This is a genomic window from Kineococcus terrestris, assembly GCF_041020755.1.
Taxonomy (GTDB): Bacteria; Actinomycetota; Actinomycetes; order Actinomycetales; family Kineococcaceae; genus Kineococcus; species Kineococcus terrestris.
Genome location: NZ_JBEUEI010000008.1, coordinates 20,994 through 45,948 on the forward strand (window position 1 = coordinate 20,994; position 24,955 = coordinate 45,948).

Genomic DNA, 24,955 nt, shown 5'->3' on the forward strand with positions numbered 1-24,955 from the left:
CTGAGGGGGCGGGCGGGTCAGCGGCCCGAGGTGGAGAAGTGCTGGTAGTCCTTCAGCGACGACCAGTCCCCGCCCCAGGAGAAGCCGTGACGGGCGAAGGCCCGCACCACGGGGTCCCCGGCCGTGACGACGCCCGGGGCGGGGGTGCGGTCCACGTACGCGCGCCCGGCCTCCGGCAGCACCGTCGTGCCGCGCACGTACGGGTTGCGCACCGGGTTGACGTCGATCGCCGTGCCGTAGCTGTGCTCGGAGAAGCGGGTGCCGCCCGTGGTGAGGCGGCAGTTGAACGCCGAGGTGTTGTCCGCGGCCATCGAGGCGTCGTCGGAGCCGCCGAACTCGTCGACCGGGCGCACCGAGGCCAGCGGGAAGCGCAGCGCGTACAGCTCCCCGAACACCGCGGCCACCGCGCCGGCCACGTCGGCGTGCACGACGAGGCGGCCCACCTGCGCGCGCCCGGCGTCGTCGACGTGCGTGACGGTCACCGCGCGCAGGTCCTGCGGGCCGACCGGGCAGCCGGGGCGCCAGGACGCGGGCAGGTCACCGGCGCCGACGGGGTCGATCCGGGCCACGTACGCCGGCAGCGGCGGGACCGCGCGCACGGCGCGATCGCGCCGCTCCACCCCCTCGGCCGCGCCCGTGCCCGCGGCCGCGGCGGCCGGGCCGCCCGCCGCCAGCGCGAGCAGCGCGGTGAGCAGGAGCCGGCCGGGACGGCGGGGCGACGGGCGCACGCGGCAGACCGTAGCCGCCCGGCGGCGGTGCGTCGCGCGGACGCGTCGCGCGGGGCTCAGGCCCGCGACTGCGCCGGACTGGAGGCCGGGACCTCCTGCGCGGGCAGGGCCACCGAGCGGGCGGCCGTGTGGGCGGCGACGGCGTACAGGTACACGGCCGGGCCGGCCATCTCCATGGCCTCCTCGATGGTCTGCAGGGTGCCGTAGAGCATCCCGCCCTCGTCGACGCCGGCGGAGGTCAGGAGGTTGGCGACCATCTCCATGCCGACGGCCCCGCCCACGTACAGGGCGCCGCCGAGCAGCACGAGGGCGGCGGTGCGCCGCGGCAGGGCGCGCAGGAACCCCAGGAACGCCAGCGCGACGACGGCCACGGCGGGCAGCGCGGCGGCCACCCAGGCGTAGGCGAAGACGCCGCCGCTGCCGACGACCGCGGTCATGGGCTCGACGAACTTCTCGTGCAGGGCGACGAGCTCGTCCAGGGACAGGTAGAGGAACCCGGCGCCCAGGACGACCCAGTGCCAGCGGAACCGGCGGCGCTCCAGGACGGCGCGCCGGCCGACCTCCAGGGTGACCAGCCCGGCCACGCACAGCAGCATCGCCGAGTACCAGGCGGGCAGGTTCTGCTCGTTGTTGACGTCGACGAACTTGCGCGCGGACACGACCGCGCCGGCGTCCACGCCGAGGGCGACCGTGGCCAGCAGGAAGGCGTAGCTGGTCACCACGAGGACGGCGGTGACGGCCAGCAGGACGGCCAGCAGGTGGCGCGGTCTGACGGACACGGTGAGCACGGGTTCCCCCTCGGCCGGCGGGTCCGCTGATCGGGTGACCCCGGACCGGCGCACACGTTAACGGTGGTTGAACGCCGGGTGGACGACTTCCGTCACCCGATCGGCTCCCTCAGGATCGCTGCGCCACAACGGGTTCATGCTCGGACACGGTGCGCAACCGGCCGTCCGTCAGGACGAGGACCTCCGTCGCGCGGTGCAGCGCGTCGTCACGGTGGGCGAGGAGCAGGACGGCGCGCCCGGCCGCCGCGTCGAGCAGGTCGTCCAGCAGCGCCCCGGCCGTCGTGGTGTCCAGCCCCTCGCCCGGCTCGTCCAGCACGAGGACGTCGACCTCGGCCAGCAGCGCCCGCGCCAGCGCCAGCCGCCGCCGCTCCCCGCCCGACAGCGGCGCCCCGCCGTCGCCCAGGGGCGTGGACAGCCCCTGCGGCAGCCCCGCCGCCCACGCGTCCAGCCGCACCCGCGCCAGCACGTCGCGCAGCTGCGCGTCGCTCGCGCCCGGCGCCGCCAGCAGCAGGTTGTGCCGCAGCGAGGTGGCGAACACGTGCTCGTCGTCGGCGACCAGCCCGACCACCGAGCGCACCGCGTCCCCGGCCAGCTCGCGCACGTCCGTCCCGTCCAGCTCCACGCGCCCGGCCGCCGGGTCCAGGAAGCGCAGCAGGACCGCCGCCAGCGTCGACTTGCCCGACCCCGAGCGCCCGCGCACCGCGACGACGTCGCCCGGGCGCAGGTCCAGGTCCAGCCCGCGCAGCGCCGGGCGCCCGGGGTCCCAGCCGGCGACCAGGCCGCGCACCCGCACCGCGCGCCCGGCCGCCGGTCGCGGCGGCAGCGGCCGCGGGTGGACCGGCTCGTGAGCGCGCACCGGCGCGCCCAGCAGCGCGGCCGCGCGCCGGTCGGCCTGCCGGGCCCGCACCCGCGCCCGCGCCGTCTCCGGCAGGGCGCGCACCCCCTCCAGCGCGGGCAGCGCCGCCAGCACGGCCACCGCCGCCCACGCCGGTCCCGTCCCCGCGACCGCCCGCGTGGCGGCCAGCGCCACGCCCAGCAGCGCCAGCCCGGTGCCGCCGACGGCCAGCGCCGACGTGGTCGCCGCCGCGCGCGCACGGGCCCGCTCCAGGCCGGCCAGGTCCCGGCCCCGCGCGCGCAGCACCGCCAGGGCCCGCTCGCGGGTGCCCAGGCTGCGCAGGTCCTCCAGCGCCAGCAGCGTCTCGGCGGCCGCGGTGCCCACGGCGGCCAGCTCGTCGCGGTGGCGCTCGGTGCGCCGCTCGGCGCGCGCGGCCAGCGCGGGCGCCAGCACCCCGGCCAGCAGCAGACCGGGCACGGCCGCGGCCACCAGCAGCGGGTCCAGCAGCGCTGCCGCCCCGGCCGCCACGGCCAGCGCGAGCGCGGTGACGAGCACCGGGTGCCGGTGGCGCAGCAGCCCGTCCACGCGGGCGTCCACGTCGTCGACCAGCCGCGCCAGCAGGTCACCGGCCCGGCCCGTCCCCGCGCCCGCGCCCGCGCGGTGCAGCGCGCCCGGTGAGCGCGGCACCAGCGCCGCCACGACGTCCGAGCGCCAGCGCGCCAGCCGCGCGAAGGCGACGTCGTGCACGAGCAGGCGCTCCAGGTACGCCAGCAGCGGGCGGGCGGTGGCGCTGGCCCGCACCGCCACCGCGGCGACCGACAGCGTCAGCACGGGCGGGCGGTCGGCGGCCGTGACGATCAGCCAGGCGGCCGCCGCGGTCAGCGCCGTGCCCGCGCTCGCCGAGCCCACGCCCAGGCCCGCGGCCACCCACCCCGGGCGCGGCAGCCGCCACCGGCTCCAGCTCGTGGCCGCGCCCGCGGCCGGCGACGGCTCCGGCGCGGCGGCGACCCCCGCGACCCCCGCGACACCCGCGACCCCGGGGACGTCCGCGGGACCGTCCACCACCGCCGTCGCGGCCGGGCGCACCACGGTGACGACGCGGTCGGCGGCGGCCAGCAGCGCGGGCCGGTGCGCGACCACGAGGACCGCGCACCCCTCGGCGGTCAGCCGCCGCAGCACGCCGACGACGTGCGCCTCGGTCGCGGTGTCCAGGTGCGCGGTGGGCTCGTCCAGCACCAGGCGCCGCGCGCCGCGGCGCACGGCCAGCAGGGTGCGCGCGATCGCCAGGCGCTGGCGCTGCCCGGCGGACACGCCCGAGGCCCCGGCGCCCAGCGGGGCGTCCAGCGCCAGCTCGCCGGGCGCGCAGCCGGCGTCGGCCAGCACCGCCAGCAGCTCGGCGTCCGGGTCCAGGTCGGGGTCCTCGCCGGGCTCGCGGCCGGCCAGGACGGCCTCGCGCACGGTCGCGGCGTGCGGGAAGGAGGGCCGCTGCGGCAGGTGGACCAGCTCGCCGGGGGCGGTGGGGTGCTCCACGCGCCCGGCCGTCGGCACCAGCACCCCGGCGGCCACCCGCGCCAGCGTCGACTTGCCCGCGCCGGAGACCCCGGCCAGGGCGACCACCTCGCCGGGGGCCACGTCCAGGTCCACGCCCGCCCCGTCGCCCGGCCCGTCGCCCGGCCCGTCGCCCGGCCCGTCCAGGACCGGCGGGCGCCCGGGCACCAGCACCCGCGCTCCGCGCACCCGCAGGCCGGCGGCGGGCGCCGCCGGCGGCGCGGGTGGGGACGGCGGGACGGCGGCCAGCACCGCGTCGACGTCCCCGACGACGGCGGCCGCGTCGGCCGACTCGTGGAAGCGGGCGCCGACCTCGCGCAGCGGCCGGTACGCCTCGGGCGCCAGGAGGATGACCAGCAGGGCCGTCGCCAGGTCCAGCGACCCGGTGGCCAGGCGCATCCCGGCCGTGACGGCGACCAGGCCGACGCTGAGGGTGCCCACGAGGTCCAGCGCGGTGCCGGACAGGAACGCCAGGCGCAGCACCGAGGCGGTGGCGCGACGGTGCTCGTCGGTGCGCGCGGCGACCACGCCCACCTGCCGCTGCGCGCGCCGGTGCGCGCGCAGGGTGGGCAGGCCGCGCACGACGTCGAGGAAGTGCACGGCCAGGGCGCGGGTGGCGGCCCACTGCCGCTGCGCGCGCGCCTGCGCCGCCCAGCCCAGCAGCACCGCGAACACCGGCACCAGCGGCAGCGTCAGCGCCACGGTCGCGGCGGACTCGACGTCGTGCAGGGCCAGCAGCGCCACGACGGCCGGGGGCAGCAGCACCCCGGGCACCAGGGCCGGCAGGTAGCGGGTGAACCAGGCGTCCAGCGCGGGCAGGCCCTGGGTGAGCAGGCTCGTCAGCCGGTCCGTGCCGTGCGCCTCGGCCCAGGCGGGCCCCAGCGCGGCGGCGCGCTCGACCAGCCGCTCGCGCAGGTGGGTGCGCACGGCGGTCGCGGTGCGCTGCGCCAGGCGCGCGGAGGCCCACGTCGCGCCGGTGCGCACGGCCAGGGCCGCCGCGAGCAGCAGCAGGCCGTCGCGGGGGCTCGTGCCCGCCCACAGGGCGACGACGAGGTCGGTCAGCGCGAACGCCGTTCCCAGCCCGGCGCCCGCCGCGACCGTCTCGGCGGCCGCGACGGCGGCGATCCCGGCGCGCGCGGGCCGGGCGTGGCGCAGCAGCCGCGGGTCGACGGGCCCGCGCGGGCGGGTCGCGCCGGTCCCGGTGGCCGGGGCGGGCGCGGTGGTGGCGGTCACCGGCCCAGCCTGACCCCCCGCGACGGCTGCGCGCCCGCCGGGCGGGGTGCCTCGCGCTCGCCGCCCACGCGGCGGCGGAAGACCCAGTACGACCACAGCTGGTAGGCCACGACACCGGGCAGGACGACGACGCCCACGACCGAGATGAGCTCCAGCGCGCCGTCGCTGGCGGCCGCGCCGCGCAGCGTCACGTCGGCGCCGCCGGCCAGGGTCGTGGGCAGCAGCACGGGGAAGTGCGCGGTCAGGGCACCGACGACGGCGGCCACGACGGCCAGCGAGCTGGCGGTGAAGGCGAGCGCCTCGCGGCGCGCCGCGGCGGCCACCGCGGCCGCGGTCAGCAGCGCACCGGCCACGGCGGCCGGGGTGCTGGGGGCCATGACCACGGTCAGCAGCGCGGCGAACGCGGCGGCGGCCGCGGCCGGCACGGCCACCCGCCGGGCCCGCACCCGCAGCGCGCCGGTGGTGCGCAGCGACAGGAACGTCGCCCCCTGCAGGGTGGCCAGCAGCACGCCGGCGACGGCGCCGACGCCCGCGCCGGGGCTCAGCAGCGGCTCCACCGAGCGGCCCAGCCCGCCCAGCAGGCCGGCCGCACGGACCTCGCCGCCGGCGTCCATCGCCAGCCCGGTGACCAGCGCGCCCACGACCGCACCCCACAGCGCGGCCAGCAGCAGCGAGGAGGCGGCCAGGAACGCGTCGCAGCGTGCGCGCCAGCCGCGGTCGTCGTGCTTGCCGCGGAACTCGATGGCCACCCCGCGCACGGCCAGCAGCAGCAGGACGGCGACCATCGGCAGGTAGGTGCCCGACAGCAGCGCGGCGTACCAGTCGGGGAAGGCGGCGAACGTGACGCCGATCGCGGCCACGAGCCACACCTCGTTGCCGTCCCAGACGGGGCCGACGGTGCGCACGGCGGCGCTGCGCTCGGCGTCGGTGCGCCCCAGCAGGGGCCCCAGGTAGCCGACGCCGAAGTCGAAGCCCTCCAGGACGAAGAACAGCACCCACGCCAGGACGGCGACGGCGAACCAGGTCAGGGCCAGGTCGAGGTCCACGCGGGGCTCCTCAGTAGCTCAGGGAGGTGTCGGGGGCGCCGGCGCGCGCGCGGCCGGCCGGGTCGCGGTCGCCACCGCGGTCGACGTCGCCGTCGCGGTCGCCGTCGTCGGGGCGCGCGGTACCGGGCAGGGCCGGCAGCCCCGCGCGCACGAGGCGCACGGCCAGCAGCGTCCACACCCACGCCAGCGCGCCGTAGACGGCGGTGAAGGCGAGCAGGGACAGCACGACCTCGGCGGTCGAGACGCCGGGGGAGACGCCGTCGGCGGTCTGGAACAGCCCGAACACCAGCCACGGCTGGCGGCCGGTCTCGGTGAAGATCCAGCCGAAGGAGTTGGCGGCCAGCGGCAGCAGCGGCAGGACGGGCACCGACCACAGCACGCCGGCGGCCAGGCGGGTGTCCACCGACAGCGGGCGCCCGGAGCGGGTGACCCACAGGTGCACCAGCGCCACGAGCGCGGCGAGCATCCCCACGCCGATCATCAGGCGGAAGCTCCAGAACGCCACGGGGATCCAGGGCGTGTAGTCGCCGGGGCCGAACTGGGCGGCGTAAGCGGCCTGCAGGTCGTCGATGCCGGCGACCTCGGCGGTGAAGGACCCCTTGGCCAGGAACGAGAGCAGGCCGGGGACCTCGAGGCTGAACGTCGGCCGCTCGGCGCCGGGCGGGGCGTAGGCGAAGAGCGAGAACGGCGCGGAGGTGCGCGTCTCGTACAGGGCCTCGGCGGCGGCCATCTTCATCGGCTGCACGCGGGTGATGACCTTGCCCAGCAGGTCGCCGGTCACGGCGGTGCCGGCGCCGGCCACCAGGGTGGTCCAGGCGCCCACCCGCGAGAGGGCGCGGAAGGCGGCGAACTCCTCCGAGGCGGGCGCGTGCCCGCCGCGCAGCAGGTGCCACACGCCCACGGCCATGACGAGGGCGCCGCCGGTCATCAGGGCGCCGAACACGGTGTGCGGGAAAGCGGCGAGGTTCACCTCGTTGAGCAGCAGCTCGGAGAAGCTGCCCAGCTGCGCCCGGCCGGTCTCGGCGTCGATCGTGTAGGCGACGGGGTTCTGCATGAAGGAGTTGGCGGCCAGGATGACGAACGCGGAGATCGTCGTGCCGAGCGCCACGGTCCAGATGGTCGCCAGGTGGACCAGCTCGGGCAGCCGGTCGCGCCCGAACCACCACAGGCCCAGGAAGGTGGCCTCCAGGAAGAAGGCGAGCATGCCCTCCACGGCCAGGGTCGGGCCGAACACGTCGCCGTAGAAGCGGGCGAAGTCGCTCCAGTTCAGGCCGAACTGGAACTCCTGCACGAGGCCGGTGACCACGCCGACCGCGAACGTCGTCATCAGCAGCTTGCCGGTCAGCAGGCCCAGGCGCCCCCACCGCTCACCGGGCGCAGCGGCGCCCCCAGCACCGGCACCGGCACCCGTGCCCGCACGGGCGCCCACGGCGGCCGGCGCGCGCCGGGCGGCGCGGCGGCGGGCGAGCACGGCGGCGGTCTGCAGCCCGGCCGTCAGCAGCGCCAGGCTGATCGACAGCGGGACGAAGAGGTAGTGGTACAGCGTCGTGGTGGCGAACTGGAGCCGGCTGAGCTCGACGACGTCCACCGGGGTGCCTCCGCGGGTCGGGTGCTGCGACGGGTCCTACGACGGCCCGTCGTAGTGGCTCCACATTACTACGACCGGTCGTAGTACGACGGCTCGCGTTGCGTGTCCCCGCTCACGTACCATCGCCTCGTGGCCCTCGGAGAGCTCGAACGCGACGTCATGGACCGGCTGTGGGCGTCCCCCCACCCGCTGACGGTGCGCGAGGTCCACGAGCTGCTCGCCGGGCACCGCAAGATCGCCTACACGACCGTCATGACGGTGCTGGACCGCCTGGCCAAGAAGGGCGTCGTCACCCAGGAGCGCGCCGGGCGCGCCTTCCGGTACGCCCCGGCCGCCTCCCGCGAGCAGATGGTCGCCGACCTCATGCTCGACGCCCTCGGCGGCGTGCCCGCCGCCGGCGACCGCCAGGCCGCCCTCGTGCACTTCGTCGGCAGCGTCTCGCCGGCCGAGGCGGCCGCGCTGCGCGAGGCGCTGGACGCCCTCGCCACCCGCGAGCCCGGGGCCGCGCGCGGACGGGTGGACGAGCGGGCGGGGGACAGCGCCCCGGCGTCCTGACGACGTCCGTGCCCCGTCCGGCGGGTGAGGCGGAGGCGGTCCCGTGACCGCCTTCTGGTTCGCCGCGCTCGCGGTGCTGCTGGCCGGCCCGGTGCCGGCCCTGCTGGCGCGCGCCCGGTGGACGTGGCGGGTGCCGCGCGCGGCGCTGGTGCTGTGGCAGGCGGTCGCCCTCGGCGCCGTGCTGGCCACCCTCGGCGCCGGGCTGGCCTCGCTGACCATGCTGTTCACCGAGGAGCCCGGGCTGCCGTTCCTGGAGCGGCGCGGCTGGGTCCAGACCACCCTCATCGGCCTGGGCTCCGCCTTCGTCACCGTCGTCACCGTGCGGTTCTGGGTCGTCGCCGCGCACGTGGCGGTGCGCACCCGCCGACGCCGGCGCCGGCACCGCGAGCTGGTGGACCTGCTGCACCGCACCGAGTCCCACGGCGCCCTGGACGCCGCGCTGCTGCGCGAGGCGGGGGTGCGGGTGCTGTCCGGGCCCGGGCGCATCGCCTACTGCCTGCCCGGCGTGCGCGCCAACCGGGTGGTGCTGTCCGACGGGGTCATCGAGCAGCTGTCCCCGGCCGAGGTGCGCGCCGTCCTGGCCCACGAGCGCGCCCACCTGCGCGCCCGGCACGACCTGGTCCTGGAGGCGTTCACCGCCCTGCACGCGGCCTTCCCGCGCATCGTCTCCTCGCGCGCGGCCCTGGACACGGTGCGGCTGCTGGTGGAGATGCTCGCCGATGACGCGGCCCGGCGCACCGAGGGCTCGGCCCCGCTGGCCCGCGCCCTGGTGCAGCTGGCCAGCGCGCCCGGCGAGCGCACCGAGGGCGAGACGGCCGTGGGCGCCGACGCGCTGACGCGGGTGCGGCGCCTGGCCGACGGGTGCGGCGAGGACGACCGCACGCCCCCGCACCGCCGGCTGTCCGCCGCGCTCTACACCGCGGCCGGTCTCGTGCTGGCCGGGCCGACCCTGACGGTCGCGCTGCCCTGGCTGCGGCTGACCTGGCGGGCGCTGGGGCGCTGAGCCGCCGCGCCTACGCGGCGGGGTGCCCGGCGTCGCGGGCAGCCAGCCACCGCTCCAGCGCCGCCTCCGGCAGCGGCCGGCTCAGGTGGTACCCCTGCGCCGTCGTGCAGCCCAGCGCGGCCAGCGCGGCCAGCGTCGCGGCGTCCTCGACGCCCTCGGCGACCGAGCGCAGGCCCAGGCGCGTGGCCAGCTCGACGCCCGTGCGCACGATCACCGCGTCCGCCGGCTCGGTGAGCATGCCCGTGACGAACGAGCGGTCGATCTTCAGCTCCTGCACGGGCAGCCGGCGCAGGTGCGCCAGCGAGGTGTAGCCGGTGCCGAAGTCGTCCACGGACAGGGCCACGCCCAGGCGCCGCAGCCGCTCCAGGACGTGCTGCGCGCGCACCGGGTCGGCGATCACCGCGCTCTCGGTGATCTCCAGCTTGAGCAGGTGGGGCGGCAGCCCGCTCCTGCCCAGGTGCTCGGCGACGGCCTCCGGCAGCGACAGGTCCGCCAGCGAGCGGGCCGAGACGTTGACGGCCACGACGAGCGGGCGCCCGGCGGCCAGCCACGCGCTCGCCCGGGCGCAGGCCGCAGCCAGCACGCTGCGCGTCAGCGCCTGCACCAGGCCGCTGCTCTCGGCCAGCGGCACGAACTCCGACGGCGGCAGCAGGCCCTCGACCGGGTGCTGCCAGCGCACCAGCGCCTCCACGCCCAGCACCCGCCGGGAGGGCAGGTCCAGCAGGGGCTGGTAGTGCAGGACGAGCTCGCTGCCGTCCACCGCGGTCCGCAGCTGCGACAGCAGGGTCAGCCGGCGCGGGTCGTGCCCGTCGAGGTCGGGGGAGTAGGCGACCACGCCCAGGTGCCGGCTCTTGGCCTGGTACATCGCCACGTCGGCGTGCTGCAGCAGCAGCGCGCCCGTGCTGCCGTGCTCGGGCGCCGCGGCGATCCCGGCGCTGGCCTCCACGAACAGCGTCAGGCCCGCCACGACGAACGGCTCGTGCAGGGCGGCCAGCACCCGCTCGGCGACGGCGCGGTGGTCGGCCAGCGCGGCCGCTCCCCGGCGCGGGGAGGCGACCAGCAGCGCGAACTCGTCGCCGCCCAGCCGCGCGACGGCCTCCCCGGCGCGCAGCACCGCCCCGATGCGCGGCCCGACCTGCCGCAGCAGCAGGTCCCCGCAGTCGTGCCCGAGGGTGTCGTTGACCTCCTTGAAGCGGTCCAGGTCCAGCAGCACCACCCCGACGCTGCCGCCGCGGGCGCGCGCGGACCGCAGCTCGCGCTCCAGGCGGTCGGTGAACGCGGCGCGGTTCGCCAGCCCCGTCAGGTCGTCGTGGCCCGCCCGGTGGGCGTGCGCGGCGGCGACCTCCTGCAGCTGGGCGGCCAGCAGCTGCGCGTCGGCCAGCGCGCCCGCCCGCGCGCCCAGCAGCAGCAGCAGGTCGGTGACCGGGTCGGCGGCGGAGAAGTCGTCCAGGCGCAGGCCGAGAGCGGCCAGGTCCTCCGTGCTCGTGACCCACGGGGTCCCCACGAACAGGGTGCCCGCGCCCGCGGGCAGCAGCTGACCGCGCAGGACGTGGCCGCGGTCGGTCTCCAGGACGACCAGGCCGCGCGGCGGCTCGCCGGCGCCCCGCCGCCACGAGGCCTCCCGCGGGGTGGTGAACCGCAGCAGCGGCGCCACGGGCTCGCCCGGGCGCAGCGCGGGGCAGACCTTGCGCAGCGAGGGACCCAGCCGCGTCGCGCGGCCCTCGGCGTCCAGGAGCAGGTGGAAGGGGCACAGCCGCTCCAGCAGCTCGTGCAGCAGGCCCTCGGGCAGCGCCGGTGCGCCCGCGGCCGCCGCGTCCCGCGCCGGCTCCCGCGGCGCGTCGCCGCTCACGCCGGGGCCGGGGAGTGTGTGACGGCGAAGGAGTCGTGGTCGTGCCGGTCGGCGGCCACCCGCACGTGCGTCGCGCTCGCGCTGCCGCCCAGCAGCTCGGCCAGGCCCTCCACGAGCCCGACGACCATCGGCGCCAGGCCCGGGCGCTCGGACCAGTAGTCCAGCCGCAGGGTGGTCGCGCTCAGCTCCACGCACCGGAAGGACGGCGGGCGCAGCTCGGGCATCATCAGCCGCACCCGCGCGTGCAGGGCGTCCAGCCCGGCCAGGACCTCCGGCAGCGACCCGCCGGCCGACTGCAGCAGCGGCCCCCACCCCCGCTGGGAGGTGTAGCGAACCCAGTGGCGGCCGAAGGCGGCCAGCACCTGCTCGGGGCTCATCCCGAGGACGGCGCTGGCGCCCTCGACGAGGCGGTACGTCACGTCGTCGGGGTAGGCGGCCGTGCCCACGAAGGCCACCGGCGGCACCTGCGCGTGCGCGCAGACCTCCTGCCAGGCCTCTTCGCCCCCCACGGCCCGCGCCAGGTCGGCGACCGCCGTGTTCACCAGTCCGTACACCCCTGCGAGCCCGCCCTCCGCCTGCCGATCGCCGTCCGCTCCGGCTGCATCGGCACGCGCCGGGGGGAACTGGAGGGCGGGCCCGCGGCCCGCACCCGACGGGGACCCCGGGGACCCGGGTCGGACCCGCTCGGGACGGGTCTCAGACCTGTTGCAGCAGGTACACCTCCAGGCGCACGACGCCGGCCTGCGGGGCGCCCTCGCCGACGGCGCGCCAGAAGTCGCGCTTGGCGGAGCCGGCGAAGACCTCCGGGGCGGCGGCGTCGAGCAGGCCGTTGGCCCGCCGCGCCAGCGCCGTGCCCGCACCGGGCTCGCGCGCCGTGCCGAACGTCAGGACGAACGCCGCCCGGCGTCCCTCGGCCACCAGCGGCGCCACGGCCTCGGCGACCCGCAGGCGCACGGCCTCGTCGTCCACGCCGGCCACGGCCACCTCCAGCACCACGGGGGCCTGCGCGACGCCGTCGGCCACGACGGGCGCCGGCGGCGGGGGAGCCGGCGGCGCGGGCGGCACCGGGCTGGGGGTGGCGGTCGGGGTCGGCTCGGCGGTGGGCTGCGCCACCGCTGCGGCCGCGGCCGCGGGCGGCGGGCCGGAGGCCAGGTCGACGACGGCGCCGGAGGCCAGCCCGATGAGGGTCAGCGCCAGCAGGCCGTCGGCGAAGACCCACCCGGCCAGCCCGGCCGAGGTGGACGAGCGGGCGGCCGCGCCCGTGCGGCGGTGGCGCCCGCTCACCGGGTCACCCCGGCGCGGCTGAAGCGCGCGACGGCGAAGGGCGCGTCGTCCTCGCCGCCGGCCCGCTCGTCGCGGGCCGCGGGCGCGGTGAGGACGGCGGTCTGCGGGGCGGGCGCCGCGCCGCGGGCGCGCAGGGCCGCGCGCAGCTCCTGCGCCAGGTCCCGGCGCGGCTCGCGCGCCGGCGCGGCGGCCGGGGCGGTGACCTGCGCGGGGGCGGTGACCGGGACGGGAGCGGCCGCGCGGGCCGGCGGCGCGTCCACCGGGCGGCGCGCCTCGCGCACGGCCTCGCGCACGGGCTCGCGCACGGGCTCGCGCACGGGCTCGCGCACGGCGCGCGCCGGGGCCCGGTGCTCCTCGCGGCGCGGCTCGGGACGCGGCTCGGGACGCGGCTCGGGACGGGGCGCGCTCGCCACACCGTCCAGCACCGCGCCGATGGCGTCGGTCAGGTCGTGCTGCAGCATCCGGCTGGAGTCGCGGTAGGCGCGGGTGACCGAGCGGACGTGGTCCTCCTGCGCGCGGGTCAGGGTGTCGGTGACCCCGCGGGTGACCTCCTGGCCCAGCGCTTCGCCCAGGCGGGTCAAAGCGCGGGTGCTCTCCTCGGCGTGGCGCTCGTGGACCTCGTCCAGCCAGCGCGGCACCGAGCGCAGGTCCGCCACGGCGTGCTCCAGGCCGTCCTCGACGGTGCGCCAGGTCTCCAGGGCGGCGGTCTGCGAGGCCAGCAGCGCCGTCATGTCGGCGGTGTGGCGGGTGCGGCGCTGGTGGTCCTCGGCGGCGTCGGACAGGGCGACGCCGGCGGAGGCCAGCGCCTCCTCGGCCGCGTCGGAGGAGCGCTTGACGTCCGCGCGCAGCCCCTCGATGGTCGCGGTGGCGCGCGCGGTGGCGGCCTCGACGTGCTCGGTGAAGGCGTCGCCGGTGACGGCGGTGACCTTCTCCACGCTGCGCAGCACGGTCTCGTGCAGCTGCTCGACGGCCTGCGAGGCGGCCTGCGTGAGCCCGGCGGTGACCTCCACGGAGGAGGCGGAGATCTTCTCCACCGACTCGCGGGCGGCGCTGCTGAGGGCGTCCAGCTGGGCGGTGACCTGGTCGCCGAAGTCGACGCTGTGCTTGCTCATGGTGCGTCCGGCCTCGGCCAGGTCGGCCATCGCGGCGCGGGTCTCGGTGGACAGCTGCGCCACCGAGCCGGTGACGGACTCCACGGCGGCGAGGACCCGGTCGCGGCCGGTCAGGCTCTCCAGCAGCGCCTTGCTGCAGCCCTCCTCCAGCTCGCCCAGGGCGCGCTGCAGGGTGTCGGTGGAGGTTTGAAGGGCGCGGGAGTGCTGCTCGCGGTCGCGCTCGATCATCTCCCCGTGCCGGGTGATGGCCACCGACACGTCGCGCTGCAGGGACACGGCGGCCTCGGCGACGCGGGCGCCGCTGTCCTCGGCGGCGCGCGCCGCCTCGACGATCAGGCCGCTGGAGCGCTGCACGTCGGCGACCAGCCCGGAGGTGTCCCCGTGCAGGCGGGTGGTCTCGGCGATGAGCCCGGCCAGGGCCTCCAGGCCGCGCTGGAAGTGCGCGCCCAGCTGCTCGGCGGCGTTGCTGCGGTGCGGGGCCAGCGCCAGGGTGGCGCGCGCGGCGACGGCCCGCAGGCGCTGGCGGTGGGCGCGCTCGGCCTCCTCGGCGCGGTCCTCGTCGGCGCGCTGGCGGCGCTCGGTGGCCACGCTGACGGCGATGGCGGCGGTGATGAGGACGACGGCGGCCTCGGCGACGTGGTCCAGGGAGAAGACGGTGCGCCCGCCGAACCCGTCCAGCCACAGCTGCAGGAACGACGAGCCGGCGCTCGCGTCCCCGGCGGCGACCATGTCGCCGTAGGCGCGGCCGGCGAACAGCAGGCCGACCCAGGTGACGAGGACGGGCGCGAACACCAGCGCGGTGCGCAGCGCGCCGGAGCGCACCAGGCTGCGCCGCGGCAGCGGCTGCGGGGTGGGCCCGTCGACGTCCAGGACGGCGAACAGGTCGCAGTCGGCCCAGCGGCCCAGCTCGGCCCCGCCGCGCAGGGCGCGCGCCAGGGAGGCCAGGGCGGCCGCCCGGTCGGTGCGCGTGTCGGCGCCGGCCAGCTCCTCCACCTCCGCGGCCAGCTCGTCGAGCTCGGCGCGGGGGGTGGGCTCGGCCGTCATCCGCGGCGCGGCCGCGTCCGGGGTCGCTGCTCGGTGCGCCGCGGGGTGCGCCGCGGGGTGAGCAGCCGAGTGCGGTGCGGGGTGCGGCGCGGGCGTCGCCGGGGGGACGTCGGCGGTCACGTCGTCCAGGTGGGTCACGGGAGTCTCCAGACTGTCGCTGGCCACTGGTTCGGCGCACCACCGGGCGCCCTTGAGCGCACAGCGCGTGAGGAGCGGCACCCGTCCCGGTGCCCCGCGCGTCACCCGGACGCAGCAGCGGCGGCCCGCCGCGTGACGGGCAGCGCCGGGGACGGGGTCCGGGGCGCTCCGGGGACGGGTGGCGCGCCGGTGCGCGGGCCCGGCGGGCGGGCGGGGGAGCCGCGCTCAACGACCCGGGTGCGTCCGCGCGGGGGAGGCCGGCGCCCCGGCGGCGGCGGTGCGTGAGCGGCGCTGGGCCGATCGGGTGGTTCTACCAGCCCCCGGCAGGTCGAAGGGCCCCGCACGGGCGGTGCGGCTCAAGCGCCCGCCGCGCTGCGCCGAATGGTCACAAGACGCGGGACGTGCCGGCCGAGCGCCGGCCCGGACCGCGGCGGCAGGAGCAGGACAGTCGAAACCCTCACCGGGCCCCGCGCCGGTGAGCCGTCGGAGGGTGGCCGCAGTGCCCGACATCACCAGCATCGCGCTGCACACAGCGCTGGACGGTCTGCAGGCGCGCCAGCGAGCCATCGCCGACAACATCTCCAACATCAACACCCCGGGCTACCTGGCCAACAAGGTGGCGTTCGAGTCGTCGCTGGCCGACGCGGTCCGCTCCGGCGACCCGGCCGCGGCCGCGACGTCGCCGGTGTCCACGCGCAAGTCGCTGGAGCCCACCCGCGAGGACGGCAACAACGTCAACCTCGACCAGGAGACCATCTCCAACGTCGCGACGAACCTCAGCTACCAGACGGTCCTGGCCGCGCTGAACAGCAAGTACTCGCTGCTGCGCACCGCGATGTCCTCGCAGTGACCCTCCCCGCGACGACCGTCCCCGCGGTCCACGCCCCCCGCCCCCCGCAGACGTCCCCCCGGACGCGACGAGCCCGGAGCAACGCATGAGCATCTTCGACGCCATCGGCATCGCCGGCACCGGTGTCACGGTGAACCGCAAGTGGATGGACGCGGTCAGCGACAACCTCGCGAACATCAACACGGTGCGGCGCACCGACGAGGACGCCTTCGCGGCGCGCTACGTCGTGGCCACCGAGGCCGGCGACGGCCGCGGCACCCAGGTCGCCGGGATCGTCACCGGCAGCACCGAGGGCCGGATGGTCTACGAGCCCGACCACCCGCTCGCCGACGCCGAGGGGTACGTGAAGTACCCCGAGATCGACATGAGCACCCAGATGACCAGCCTGATCATGGCCCAGCGCGCCTACCAGGCGAACCTGACCGTGGTCGACCGCGCCAAGGACGCCTACCAGGCGGCCCTGCAGCTCGGGAAGGGCTGATCCGGGTGAGCGTCGAGACGATCGGCGCCGTCGGCGGGATCGGCGGTGCGAGCGGCGTGGGCGGTGCGCTGGGGACCCTGGCCACCGGGTTCGGGCAGGGCATCGCCGACACCGACAACGCCCAGATGACCCGCGCGGTCGCCACGGGCGCGGCCACCACCGTCGCGCCGGCCGGGGCGGCGGGGGCGGCGGCGCTGCAGGCGGCCCAGGGCGCCGGCGGCGCGCAGGCGGCCGCCGGCACCGGCGGCGACTTCGCCGCGCTGCTGGCCGGCGGCCTGGAACGCCTGCAGGGCCTGCAGTCCAGCGCCGACCAGCTGGCCGTGAAGGCCGCCACCGGTGACCTGACCGACGTCCACGACTACATGATCGCGAGCAACGAGGCGCAGCTAGCCACGCAGCTGACCACGGCGATCCGCAACAAGGCCGTCGAGGCGTTCAACGAGATCATGAGGATGCAGATCTGATGGCCAAGGCCAGCAAGGGACCCGCCGCGATCGTCGAGGGCGCCCGTCGCTACGCGGGCGTGTTCGGCGGTTTCTCCGCCGGTCAGAAGGCCGTCGTGGTCGCCGTCCTCGTCGCGCTGCTCGCCGGCGGCGCCCTGTTCGCGCGGTGGGCGACCACCCCGACGTACGCGCCGGTGTTCACGAACCTGTCCGCCGCCGACGCCTCGGCCGTGGTGGAGAAGCTGACCGCCGACGGCACCCCGTACCAGCTCGCCGACGGCGGCCGGTCGGTCATGGTGCCCTCCGAGCGCGTCTACGACGCCCGCCTGGCCCTGTCGGGCGAGGGCCTGCCCTCGGACTCGGAGTCCGGGTACGCGCTGCTGGACAAGTCCGGGGTGACCACCTCGGAGTTCGTGCAGCAGAAGACGTACCAGCGCGCCCTGTCCGGTGAGCTGGCCAAGACCATCACCTCGATCAACGGGGTGGAGACCGCGGTCGTCAACCTCGCCATCCCGCAGAAGGACGTGTTCCTGGACACCCGGGACCCCGTCACCGCCTCGGTGCTGGTGAGCCTGGAGCCGGGCGCGGAGCTGACCACCGACCAGGTCACCTCGATCGTGAACCTGGTGGCCGGCGGCGTGGAGGGCATGGACCCCAAGAACGTCTCCGTCGTCGACGGCGAGGGCAACACCCTCTCCAGCGACGGCTCGGGCAGTTCCGCGCAGCAGCAGCGCACCAGCGACTACAACACCGTCGCCGGGCAGAACCTGCAGGCGATGCTGGAGGGCGTGCTCGGCAAGGGCAACGTCAAGGCCACCGTCAACGCGACCCTGAACTTCGACGACACCACCACCACGTCGACCCGGTACTCCTACCCGCAGCAGATCCCGCCGCTGGCCAGCGCCACGACCGAGGAGACGTACACGGGGGCGGCCGGGAACGCCGCGACCGGTGTCCTGGGCCCGGACAACATCCAGGTCCCGGCCGACGGCGCGGGCACCGGCGGCGACTACTCCAAGAAGTCCGCCACCGACAACAACCCGATCGACCGCACCGACACGACCACGACGCAGGCGCCGGGCAAGGTGCAGCGCCAGTCGGTGGCCGTCGTCATCGACGCCGGCAAGGCCGGTGCGGCCGACGTCAACCAGATCACCCAGATCGTCAGCCAGGCCGCCGGCATCGACGCCACCCGCGGGGACACCGTCTCGGTCGTCAAGACCGCGTTCGACACCTCCGCCGCCACCCAGGCGCAGGAGGCGCTGGACGCCGCCGCCGAGCAGGAGCGCCAGGACCAGCTGGTCGGCTACGCCAAGACCGCCGCCCTGGGGCTGCTCGTCCTGGTCCTGCTGGTGATCGTCCTGCTGGCCTTCCGCCGGCGCAAGGTGGAGACCGTCGACGTGCTCGACGTCCCGCTCGCGCCGATCCCGGTGGGCGACGTCACGGGCGAGGAGGACGCGCTCAAGGAGCTGGCCTCCGGCGCCGATCGTCCGGTGGCGCTCGAGGCCGCGCCGGTCGACCCCGCCCTGGAGGCGGCGGCCGCCCGCCGCACCGAGGTCGTCGAACTCGTCTCCCGCCAGCCCGAGGAGGTCGCGGAACTGCTCCGCGGCTGGCTCGCCGATCGGAGGTCCTGAGCCGTGCCGTCCACCGAGCTCGAGGTCGCGCCCCTGTCCGGGGCGCAGAAGGCCGCCGTCCTGCTGGTGCAGGTCGGGCAGGAGAACGCCGCGAAGGTCCTGGCCCACATGCGGCCGGCGGAGATCGAGGAGCTGACCGCGGAGATCCTGCGGCTGCGCTCGGTCTCGGCCGAGACCGCCGGCGTGGTGCTGCAGGAGTTCCACGACATGATCGTCGCGCCGCTGCGCGGCGGCGCCGGCGGCATGGACTTCGCCCAGGCGCTGCTGGAGGGCGCCCTGGGCACCGACGGGGCCGCGGAGGTCCTGGGCCGCGTGGCCGAGGCCGCCGTGGTGCAGCCGTTCCAGTTCCTGCACCAGGCCGACCCGCAGCAGATCCTCACCTTCCTCACCGGTGAGCACCCGCAGACCATCGCCCTGGTCGTGGCGCACCTGCGCCCGGACCAGTCCTCGATGATCCTGGGCGGGCTGGCCCCGGAGATGCAGGCCGACATCGCCTACCGCATCGCCACGATGGAGTCCACCAGCAGCGAGTACGTGCGGATGATCGAGGACGTCGTGCAGCGGCGCACCTCCACGGTGCTGCAGGCCAAGAGCAACACCGCCGTCGGCGGCGTGCAGCCCCTGGTCGACATCATCAACCGCGCCGACCGCGGCACCGAGCGCAGCATCCTCGAGGGCCTGGCGAAGGTGGACGCGCCGCTGGCGGAGGAGATCCGCGGGCTCATGTTCGTCTTCGAGGACATCACCACCCTCGACGACCGCTCCATCCAGCTCGTCCTGCGCGGGGTGGAGACGGCCGACCTGGCCACGGCCCTCAAGGGCGTCAAGGAGGTCGTGCGCGACAAGATCCTGCGCAACGTCTCCGAGCGCGCCCGCGAGAACCTGCTGGACGAGATCGACATGCTCGGTCCCGTGCGCACCTCGGCGGTCGAGGAGGCCCAGACGAAGATCGTCCAGGTCATCCGCCAGCTCGAGGAGTCCGGCCAGATCGTGCTGACGCGCGGCGGGGACGATGACTTCGTCGCCTGACCCCCGCGCGGCCCGGCGGTTCGCCGCCGGGCCGGCGGCCGCCGCGACGGGAGCCGTCCGCTCGCGCGCGTTCGTGCCGGCCGACACCGCCCCCGCGCGCGCCCCGCGCACGTTCGTCGCCGCGCCGGCTTCCCCGGGAGCCGGTGTGCCGCAACGGTTCACGGGGTTCCAGGTGCCGCGCGGTCCCGGTGACGAGGAGGCCGCGCGCGCCCAGCGCGAGGCCGCCCGCGCCGCCGGGTACGCCGAGGGCTGGGCCGAGGGCATGCGCCAGGCCTCCGAGCGGGCCGCCGCCGAGCGCCTGGCCGAGCGCCAGGCCTCCCGGGCCTCGGCCGCCGCCCACGAGGCGCACCGCGCGCAGGTCCTGGCCCGTGCCGAGGGCGCCCTGCTGGACGCGGCCGACGCCGTGCGCGCCGAGCGCGAGCCCACCGTCGGCGCCCTGGCCGACACCGTCCTGGAGCTGGCCCTGGACCTGGCCGGCGCCGTCCTGGACCGCGAGGTCTCCCTGGCGTCCTCGCCGGTCCTGGAGGCCGTGCAGCGGGCCCTGCGCCCCCTGGACGCCACCCGCCCGGTCACCGTGCGCCTGCACCCGCAGGACCTGGACGCGCTCACCGGACCCGAGGGGCCCGGCGCGCACCACCCGTCCGGCGCAGCGCTCAAGGGCCCGGACGGCGGCGCCGATGCACAGCTCGTGACGTACCTGCCCGATCCCACGCTGCAGCCGGGTGACGCGCTCGCCCGGCAGGGCGACACCGAGGTCGACGCCGGCCTGCGCGCCAGCGTCGCCCGCGCCCTGGAGGCGCTGGTGTCGCCGGAGGCGGCAGCGCGCAGCGAGGTGCCCGGGCGGGCGCGGTGAGCGCCGCGACCGCCGGGACCCCCGTGACCTCCGGGCGGCTCGTGGGCCCGGCGCTGGCCCGGCAGGTGCGCGAGGTGCTGCGCCCGCAGCTGGAGCGCGCCACCACCGCCGCCCGCCCGCTCGTGCGCGGGCGGGTCAGCGGCGTCGTGGGCCTGTCGGTGGACGTGGCCGGCCTGGAGGCCGCCGTCGGCGAGACCGTCCTGCTGGGCGACCCGGCCACGGGTCCCGTCACGCCCGCCGAGGTCGTGGCCGTGGACGCCGGTCCCGGCGGCGCGCCGCGGCTGCGCTGCCTGCCGCTGGGCCACGCCGCGGGCCTGGCCGCCGGCCTGCCGGCCACCGCCACCCGCCGCGCCCCCACCGTCCCCGTGGGCACCGCCCTGCTGGGGCGGGTCGTCGACGCCCTGGGCAACCCCCTGGACGGCGGCGAGCCCCTGCACGCCGCGCCCCGCGCGCCCCTGCACAGCGCCCCGCCGCCGGCGATGGCCCGCGCCCGCGTCGACGCCCCCCTCGGGCTGGGCGTGCGGGCGCTGGACACCCTCGTGCCGGCCGGGCGCGGTCAGCGCTTCGGCATCTTCGCCGGCTCCGGCGTCGGCAAGTCCTCCCTGCTGTCGATGATCGCCCGCGGCACCGCGGCCGACGTGTCCGTCCTCGCCCTCGTCGGCGAGCGCGGCCGCGAGGTCCGCGAGTTCCTCGAGGACGACCTGGGCCCGGAGGGCCTGGCCCGCTCCGTCGTCGTCGTCGCCACCAGCGACGAGGCGCCCGCGCTGCGCCTGCGCGCGGCCGTCACCGCCACCGCGGTGGCCGAGTCCTTCCGCGACCTGGGCGCCGACTGCGTGCTGATGATGGACTCCCTCACGCGCGTGGCGATGGCCCAGCGCGAGGTCGGCCTGTCCGTCGGCGAGCCGCCCGCCACCCGCGGCTACCCGCCCAGCGTCTTCGCGCTGCTGCCGCGGCTGCTGGAGCGCGCCGGCCCGGGCGTCACCGGCTCCATCACCGGGATCTACACCGTCCTGGTCGACGGCGACGACCACAACGAGCCGATCGCCGACGCCGCCCGCTCCATCCTCGACGGCCACGTCGTCCTGGACCGGCGCCTGGCCACCGCCGGGCACTTCCCGACGATCGACGTGCTGGAGTCCGTCTCCCGCGTCGCCGGGCGGGTGACCACCCGCGAGCAGCGCGCGCTGGCCACCACCCTGCGCCGCGTCCTGGCCGCCCACCGCGACGCCAAGGAGCTCATCGACGTCGGCGCGTACGCCCCCGGCGCCAACCCCGACGTCGACGCCGCCGTGGTCGCCATGCCCGCCATCAACGCCTTCCTGCGCCAGGACCTGGACGAGACCACCCCCGCCGAGCGGGCGTGGGACGACCTGGCGCAGCTGGCCGCCCAGCTGACCCGATCCGGAGGTGGACGGTGATCGCCCGCGGCATCCTCGGCCTGCTCAAGCTGCGCCGCGCCCAGCAGGAGCAGGCCAAGGCCGACGTCTCCCACGCCAACGCCCAGCTGCGCCGCGAGGCCCAGCGCGCCGCCCGCGTGCAGCGCGACCTCGGCGAGGCCCACCTGAGCGACGAGACGATGACCGCCTGGACCGTCTCCGTGGCCCGGCGCGCCGCCCTGGTCGCCGACCTGGACTCCGCCCGCGCCCTCGTGGCCCGCGCCGAGCAGGAGGTCGGCGACAAGCAGGCCGCCTGGGCGCGCGCCCGCCGCGCCGAGCGCTCCCTCGAGCGGGTCGTCGAGCGCCAGGAGCTCGCGCAGGAGCGCGCCGCGCTGGCCGCCGACCAGAAGGCCCTGGACGACCTGACCGTGGCCGCCTTCGCCGCCCGCGCCCGCCGGCGCGCCGGCCTCGCCGGGCCCGCGGACGGGCCGGGGGAGGACGACGCGTGAGCGGCATCGCCGAGGTCCAGTCCCGCATCGCCGACATCGAGTCCCGCATCGCCGGGCTCGGCGCGGCCGCCGGCCAGCAGCGGCTGCTCGCCGCCCAGGCCGCGGTGCGCGCCGCTAGCTCCGCCACCGCGGGCGACGGGGGTTTCGCCTCGGCGCTCGGCGGTGCCACGGGTGCCGTCGCCCGCGGCACCCGTGCCGTCAGCGCCGCCTTCGGCGGCCGCGTCGTCGCCGACCCGGCCACCGACCCGGCCACCGCCGCCGGCGGCGACACGGGGGAGCGGCTGCTGGCCGCCGCCCGCCCCTACCTGGGCGTGCCCTACGTGTGGGGCGGCACCACCCCGGCCGGTTTCGACTGCTCCGGGTTGATCCAGTACGCGGCGAAGCAGGTCGGCGTCAGCCTGCCGCGCACCGCCGCCCAGCAGGCGAAGGTCGGCACCGAGGTCGCGAGCCTCGCCGACGCCCGCCCCGGCGACCTCGTCGTCCTGTCCGGCGGCCACCACATCGGGATCTACGTCGGGGACGGGAAGATGCTGCACGCGCCCAAGGCCGGTGACGTCGTCAAGATCGCCAAGGTCTGGGAGACGCCCATGACCATCCGGCGCCTGGGCACCACCGCCGCCACCACCGCGGCCGCCGGCCTGGCCGCCGCCGCGGTCTTCACCGGCGTCGGCGGCGCCCCGGCCACCACCGGCGCCGGCTACGTGCGCCCGCCCGCCCTCACCGGCGCCGGCGCCGCCTCCGCCCCCTACGACGCCGCCTTCCGCGCCGCCGAGCAGCGCTACTCCCTGCCCGCCGGGCTGCTCTCGGCCGTCGCCAAGGCCGAGTCCGGCTACGACCCGAACGCCCGCAGCCGCGCCGGCGCCCTCGGGCTCATGCAGTTCATGCCCGCCACCGCCCGCGAGATGGGCGTCGACCCCCTCGACCCCGCCTCCGCCATCGACGGCGCCGGGCGCCTGCTGCGCAAGCACCTGGACGCCTTCGGGTCCGTCCCGCTCGCGCTCGCCGCCTACAACGCCGGACCGGGCAACGTCCGCAAGCACGGCGGTGTCCCGCCGTTCGCGGAGACCCAGAAGTACGTCCAGAAGATCACCGCCACCCTGAACGCCTGGAGCGCCGCGTGAGCACCCCCACCATCAGCACGCTGCCCGTCGCCGCGCCCGCCCCCTCGTCCGGGAGCCGGGACAGCGCCGCCTCCGGCGGCGGCGCCGGGTTCGCCGAGAGCTTCGGGCGCGCCGTCGCCTCCCTGCGCGAGGGCGGCGACGGCACCGGCGGCACCGGCGGTTCCGGCGCCTCCGCGGGCGGGTCCGGCGGCGGGTCCGGGCAGCCGGTCACCGGCGAGACCACGACCGGCGAGGCCACGACCGGCGAGGCCGCGACCGCCGCGCCCGCCCCCGTCGACCCCGCGCTGCTCGGCCTGCCGCTGGCGCTGCTCGCACCGCACGTCCTGACCACCGCGACCGCCACGTCCGCCGGGGCCGTCGCGGACGGCCAGCCGGCCGGCCAGCCCGCGGCTGCTGCCGGGACCGCCACCGCGCTCGGCGCGACCGTGCCGGGTCAGCCCGCCGCCGCGGTGCCCGGCCAGGTCGCCGCTGCGGCGGACGCCACCGGCGCGGTGCCCGCCGCGCCGGTCGCCGGTGCGCCCGCCGCCGTTCCCGCTGCGGCGCAGCAGACCTCGGTCGCCCCGTCCGCGTCCCCGCTCGCCGCCCCGGCCACCACCGCACCTCCCGCCACCGCGACGCCCGCCGCCGTGGACGCCGCCCCGGCCGCTCCGGCGACCGGTGCCGCCGTCGCCGGTACCGGCGTCCCGGTGCCGGGCGCCCCCGGTGCCGCGCCGGCCGCGGACGCCGCCACCGCGGTCGCCGCGAGCACCCCCGGCGCGCCCGCCGCCGACCCGACCGGCGGCGCCTCCGCCGACGTGGCCGGCGCCCTCGCCGTGCGCGCCGCCGTCCAGGCCGCCCAGCGCGGCGCCGCCGTGCCCACCGCGGAGACCGCCGACCAGGCCGCCGCACCCGCGACCACCACCGCGACGACCGCCGCGACCGCTGCCGTCGCCCAGGCCGTCCCGGTGGGTCCCGCGGCGACCGGCGCCCCGGCCACCGCCGCCACCGCCGCCCCCGCCGACGCCGCGGGCACCGCCACGGCCGCCGCGGGCGTCCCGTCCGCCACGACCGGCGACGCGGGCACCGGCGGGGGAGCGCAGGACCAGCCCGGCGGGCAGCGGCCCGCCGCACCTCCCGCCCCCGCCGCGGCGGGCACCGCCGGCCGGACGGAGGACGCGCAGCCCACCGTCCTGGCCGCCAGCCCCGTCGTCCCGCAGCCGGCCACCGCCACCGCCGCGTCCGCCGCCGGGGCGCTCGCGGACACCGGGCCCGCCACCCGCGCCGCCGCCTCGTCCTCGGCGCCGGTGACCGGTGCCGGCGTCCCGGCTCCGGCCGCCCCGCTGGCCGGTGCGGTGACCGCCCCGGCCGTCGCGGCGACCTCCACGCCGCCCGCGCCGCTGCCGCTGACCAACCCGGCCGCGTTCGCGCACGGCCTGAGCGCGCAGCTGTCGCGCCTGCCGCACGACGTGGACGGCGCGCACCGGCTCACCGTCGAGGTGAACCCGCTCGGCCTCGGGCCGGTGCAGGTCAGCGCCGAGGTGTCCGGCGGTGCGCTGCACGTGCAGCTCTCGGGCAGCTCCGAGGCCGCCCGGCACGCCCTGCGCCAGGCCCTCGGGGACCTGCAGCGGGAGCTGTCGGGCACCTCGTTCACCTCCACGAGCGTCGACGTCAGCGCCGACACCCCCGGCCAGCAGCAGTCCCGCGCCGCCGCCGGTGACACCGGGTCCGGGCAGCCGGGCCAGCCGGGGCAGCGCGGTGACGAGCGCGGCGACGGCGGTACCGGCCGCCGCGGCGGCTGGGCGTCCGCCGGCTTCGGCGCCGACGGCGACCTCGCCGCCCGGCGCGCGGCCGCGGCCTCGGCAGCCGGGCGCCTCGACCTGCGCGTCTGAGCGCTCCTGTCAGCCTCCCGGGCGCACGAGAACGCCTGTC

The 24,955-nt window shown here is 78.0% G+C and carries 21 protein-coding genes; 12 read left to right on the top strand and 9 right to left on the bottom strand.

Features of this window, described 5'->3' with window-relative positions; genetic code table 11:
• Positions 1-17 precede the first annotated feature (17 nt).
• The 5 genes from AB8M62_RS06755 to AB8M62_RS06775 form a co-directional block, all read right to left on the bottom strand.
• The gene (locus tag AB8M62_RS06755; protein WP_369069031.1) at positions 18-728 is read right to left on the bottom strand and encodes a M15 family metallopeptidase; all 711 of its coding nucleotides are present in this window, start codon (positions 726-728) and stop codon (positions 18-20) included.
• Positions 729-784: 56 nt separating this feature from the next.
• Complete coding sequence (locus AB8M62_RS06760) at positions 785-1,516, bottom strand: DUF8692 domain-containing protein (protein ID WP_369069032.1); 732 nt, start codon at positions 1,514-1,516, stop codon at positions 785-787.
• Between the two features lie 109 nt (positions 1,517-1,625).
• Positions 1,626-5,132 carry a thiol reductant ABC exporter subunit CydC gene (cydC, locus tag AB8M62_RS06765; protein ID WP_369069033.1) on the bottom strand — a complete coding sequence of 1,169 codons (3,507 nt, stop codon included), beginning with the start codon at positions 5,130-5,132 and terminating at the stop codon, positions 1,626-1,628.
• Complete coding sequence (gene cydB / locus AB8M62_RS06770) at positions 5,129-6,178, bottom strand: cytochrome d ubiquinol oxidase subunit II (RefSeq protein WP_369069034.1); 1,050 nt, start codon at positions 6,176-6,178, stop codon at positions 5,129-5,131. The genes cydC and cydB overlap by 4 nt, the downstream gene beginning before the upstream one ends.
• Positions 6,179-6,188: 10 nt before the next feature.
• Positions 6,189-7,766 carry a cytochrome ubiquinol oxidase subunit I gene (locus AB8M62_RS06775; RefSeq protein WP_369069035.1) on the bottom strand — a complete coding sequence of 526 codons (1,578 nt, stop codon included), beginning with the start codon at positions 7,764-7,766 and terminating at the stop codon, positions 6,189-6,191.
• Positions 7,767-7,895: 129 nt separating this feature from the next.
• On the opposite strand from AB8M62_RS06775, the gene AB8M62_RS06780 reads away from it, so the two are divergent.
• Both AB8M62_RS06780 and AB8M62_RS06785 read left to right on the top strand, forming a co-directional pair.
• A complete protein-coding gene (locus tag AB8M62_RS06780; RefSeq protein ID WP_369069036.1) occupies positions 7,896-8,321 on the top strand; it encodes a BlaI/MecI/CopY family transcriptional regulator in 426 nt (141 codons plus the stop codon).
• Positions 8,322-8,364: 43 nt separating this feature from the next.
• Positions 8,365-9,324, top strand: a complete 960-nt coding sequence (locus tag AB8M62_RS06785; protein WP_369054528.1) for a M56 family metallopeptidase — start codon at positions 8,365-8,367, stop codon at positions 9,322-9,324.
• Between the two features lie 10 nt (positions 9,325-9,334).
• Here AB8M62_RS06785 and AB8M62_RS06790 read toward each other — a convergent pair whose 3' ends face one another.
• The 4 genes from AB8M62_RS06790 to AB8M62_RS06805 form a co-directional block, all read right to left on the bottom strand.
• Positions 9,335-11,173, bottom strand: coding sequence for an EAL domain-containing protein (locus tag AB8M62_RS06790; protein ID WP_369069037.1), 1,839 nt, complete (start codon positions 11,171-11,173; stop codon positions 9,335-9,337).
• Complete coding sequence (locus AB8M62_RS06795; RefSeq protein ID WP_369054531.1) at positions 11,170-11,727, bottom strand: heme NO-binding domain-containing protein; 558 nt, start codon at positions 11,725-11,727, stop codon at positions 11,170-11,172. The genes AB8M62_RS06790 and AB8M62_RS06795 overlap by 4 nt, the downstream gene beginning before the upstream one ends.
• Positions 11,728-11,869: 142 nt before the next feature.
• Positions 11,870-12,457: a hypothetical protein gene (locus tag AB8M62_RS06800; protein ID WP_369069038.1), complete on the bottom strand. Its 588-nt coding sequence runs from the start codon at positions 12,455-12,457 to the stop codon at positions 11,870-11,872.
• Positions 12,454-14,751, bottom strand: coding sequence for a coiled-coil domain-containing protein (locus AB8M62_RS06805; RefSeq protein WP_369069039.1), 2,298 nt, complete (start codon positions 14,749-14,751; stop codon positions 12,454-12,456). The genes AB8M62_RS06800 and AB8M62_RS06805 overlap by 4 nt, the downstream gene beginning before the upstream one ends.
• 499 nt (positions 14,752-15,250) lie before the next feature.
• On the opposite strand from AB8M62_RS06805, the gene AB8M62_RS06810 reads away from it, so the two are divergent.
• The 10 genes from AB8M62_RS06810 (at position 15,251) to fliK (ending at position 24,915) form a co-directional block, all read left to right on the top strand.
• Positions 15,251-15,601, top strand: coding sequence for a flagellar basal body rod protein FlgB (locus AB8M62_RS06810; RefSeq protein ID WP_369054535.1), 351 nt, complete (start codon positions 15,251-15,253; stop codon positions 15,599-15,601).
• 85 nt (positions 15,602-15,686) lie between these two features.
• Positions 15,687-16,082: a flagellar basal body rod protein FlgC gene (gene flgC, locus AB8M62_RS06815; protein ID WP_369054536.1), complete on the top strand. Its 396-nt coding sequence runs from the start codon at positions 15,687-15,689 to the stop codon at positions 16,080-16,082.
• A 125-nt stretch (positions 16,083-16,207) separates the two neighbouring features.
• On the top strand, positions 16,208-16,546 hold the full coding sequence (fliE, locus tag AB8M62_RS06820) for a flagellar hook-basal body complex protein FliE (RefSeq protein ID WP_507237569.1): 339 nt from the start codon (positions 16,208-16,210) through the stop codon (positions 16,544-16,546).
• On the top strand, positions 16,546-18,159 hold the full coding sequence (gene fliF / locus AB8M62_RS06825; RefSeq protein ID WP_369054537.1) for a flagellar basal-body MS-ring/collar protein FliF: 1,614 nt from the start codon (positions 16,546-16,548) through the stop codon (positions 18,157-18,159). Before fliE ends, fliF begins: the two co-directional genes overlap by 1 nt.
• Before the next feature lie 3 nt (positions 18,160-18,162).
• Positions 18,163-19,188 (top strand): flagellar motor switch protein FliG, encoded by a 1,026-nt coding sequence (fliG, locus tag AB8M62_RS06830; protein ID WP_369054539.1) that lies wholly within the window; start codon positions 18,163-18,165, stop codon positions 19,186-19,188.
• Positions 19,172-20,041 (top strand): FliH/SctL family protein, encoded by an 870-nt coding sequence (locus tag AB8M62_RS06835; protein ID WP_369069041.1) that lies wholly within the window; start codon positions 19,172-19,174, stop codon positions 20,039-20,041. Before fliG ends, AB8M62_RS06835 begins: the two co-directional genes overlap by 17 nt.
• 65 nt (positions 20,042-20,106) lie before the next feature.
• Positions 20,107-21,459, top strand: coding sequence for a FliI/YscN family ATPase (locus AB8M62_RS06840; protein WP_369054649.1), 1,353 nt, complete (start codon positions 20,107-20,109; stop codon positions 21,457-21,459).
• Positions 21,456-21,926, top strand: coding sequence for a flagellar FliJ family protein (locus AB8M62_RS06845; protein WP_369054542.1), 471 nt, complete (start codon positions 21,456-21,458; stop codon positions 21,924-21,926). Before AB8M62_RS06840 ends, AB8M62_RS06845 begins: the two co-directional genes overlap by 4 nt.
• Entirely contained in the window at positions 21,923-23,047 is a 1,125-nt protein-coding gene (locus tag AB8M62_RS06850) for an NlpC/P60 family protein (RefSeq protein ID WP_369054544.1), read from the top strand. Before AB8M62_RS06845 ends, AB8M62_RS06850 begins: the two co-directional genes overlap by 4 nt.
• Entirely contained in the window at positions 23,044-24,915 is a 1,872-nt protein-coding gene (fliK, locus tag AB8M62_RS06855; protein WP_369069042.1) for a flagellar hook-length control protein FliK, read from the top strand. Before AB8M62_RS06850 ends, fliK begins: the two co-directional genes overlap by 4 nt.
• The last annotated feature ends 40 nt before the right edge of the window (positions 24,916-24,955 follow it).

What these genes read in the sequence shown, in the direction of transcription:
- flgC (WP_369054536.1), top strand. Translation starts at nt 15,687, where the DNA reads ATGAGCATCTTCGACGCCATCGGCATCGCCGGCACCGGTGTCACGGTG.
- fliE (WP_507237569.1), top strand. Translation starts at nt 16,208, where the DNA reads ATGACCCGCGCGGTCGCCACGGGCGCGGCCACCACCGTCGCGCCGGCC.
- fliF (WP_369054537.1), top strand. Translation starts at nt 16,546, where the DNA reads ATGGCCAAGGCCAGCAAGGGACCCGCCGCGATCGTCGAGGGCGCCCGT.
- AB8M62_RS06835 (WP_369069041.1), top strand. Translation starts at nt 19,172, where the DNA reads ATGACTTCGTCGCCTGACCCCCGCGCGGCCCGGCGGTTCGCCGCCGGG.